Consider the following 1444-nt stretch of genomic DNA (forward strand, 5'->3'; position numbering starts at 1 on the left):
GCCGTCCAGGCCCGCAGCGCCGGGACGGTCTGGGGCGTCCCCGTAGCGGCTTGGGCCGCCGGGGCGCTGGTCAGGATGCCGAGGAGGGAGGCGAGCGCCGCCACCGCCAGGACAATTGAGGTGAGGATTCTTCGCATCGCAACCTTCCGAGGCGTGGAAGATGGGTTGCCCGGGCCTGTGGTGCGATCGCGGATCGCCCAGCGGACCTGGAGGGTGGTAAGTCCCTGTTCTGTGATCGCCCGGCGCCTGCGGGCTTCGCGGCCATGCGCCGACGTGTCGGCGGATGGCGTGTGCGGCGGCGAAGAGCATGCTGTGCTCGCTGAGGATGGAGCAGTGCGGGGTCAGGCGCGATCATGCGCGCCAGCGCCGATGTGTACCCGAGAGGGCGTTCCATGTTGGCAGGGACGGGATCGCTTCTTCGTCGGGTCGCCGGTCGCCGTGGATGCAGCTAGTGCGGGCCCCGCGAGGGCGAGGGCTGCCCGTGCGTCGACCGGGCCGGGGGCGAACATCGGGGCTGTCAGCACTGTCAGTGCTGTCGGTGCGGCGGCACGTCCTCTGGGCAGTGGCGGGCGGTGCATCGTGAATCTCCGATCGCTCGTTGACGGGACTTCAGAGAGTTGCCGTGGTGAACCTTCGATGGAGTGGAGCGGCACGGGCGCCGACGAGGCTTCGGCAGGCCAGCCAGGCGGCGGCGCCTGCGTGGTCGCGCGCCAGGGACGGAGCGATGCCGTGTCGCCCGTGCACGAGCGTGGTGAGCCGGTCGCGGATCGGGCCCGGCGTCGAGGCCACCGACCCGGCCAACACCACAGCACCGGTCCAGCCGGGCGGTGCCTGCCGCTCGAGCAGGGTGCCCAGCGTGCAGGCGAGCAGCTCGCAGCCCTGATCGACGATCGCGACGGCGACCTCGTCGCCGCTTCGGGCCTCGTCCGACACCAGCGGCGCCAGCCGGGCCAGTGCGATCGGTGGGGCCTTGTAGACCTGCCCGACGAGCCATTCGACCAGCTCGTTCCCGCCGGCCGGGAGTGACCCTGCACTGTCCCCCGGGCTCGGTGCACTCGTCGGCGCGGACCGAGAAGGCCAGTTCGCGGTTGTGTCGAGCACCGCGCGGGTCAGCGACGTCGCCGCGCCACGCCCGTCGAGAGCGGCGACGGCTGCCCGCGCGGCCTGGCGGCCGAACCAGAACCCGGACCCTTCGTCGCCGAGCAGCCAGCCCGCGCCGTCCACGTGCGGCGGGTAGTCGACGCCCGGCTCGATCCAGGCCGCGATAGCACCGGTGCCCGCGATGAGCACGGCACCGCGCTCGGCCTGCGTTCCGGCGGCGAAGGCCACGTCGGTGTCGCCAACGATGCGCGCGGGACAGGCCAGCCCCAGGGCACGCCACGCCGTTTCCAACGCGTGCGGATCGCGCAGGAGAGCGCCGCTCCCGGCCACCCCGAGCACGGAT

Annotated in this window: 1 protein-coding gene; it reads right to left on the minus strand. The window is 72.7% G+C overall.

What is annotated here, in order from left to right; translation table 11 throughout:
• Positions 1 to 609: 609 nt before the first annotated feature.
• On the minus strand, positions 610 to 1444 hold an 835-nt coding region (locus ACI2LP_RS34435; RefSeq protein ID WP_404728473.1), incomplete at its 5' end, for an N-acetylglucosamine kinase.

This window comes from Streptomyces sp. NPDC019890 (genome assembly GCF_044903445.1).
Classification (GTDB): domain Bacteria; phylum Actinomycetota; class Actinomycetes; order Streptomycetales; family Streptomycetaceae; genus Streptomyces.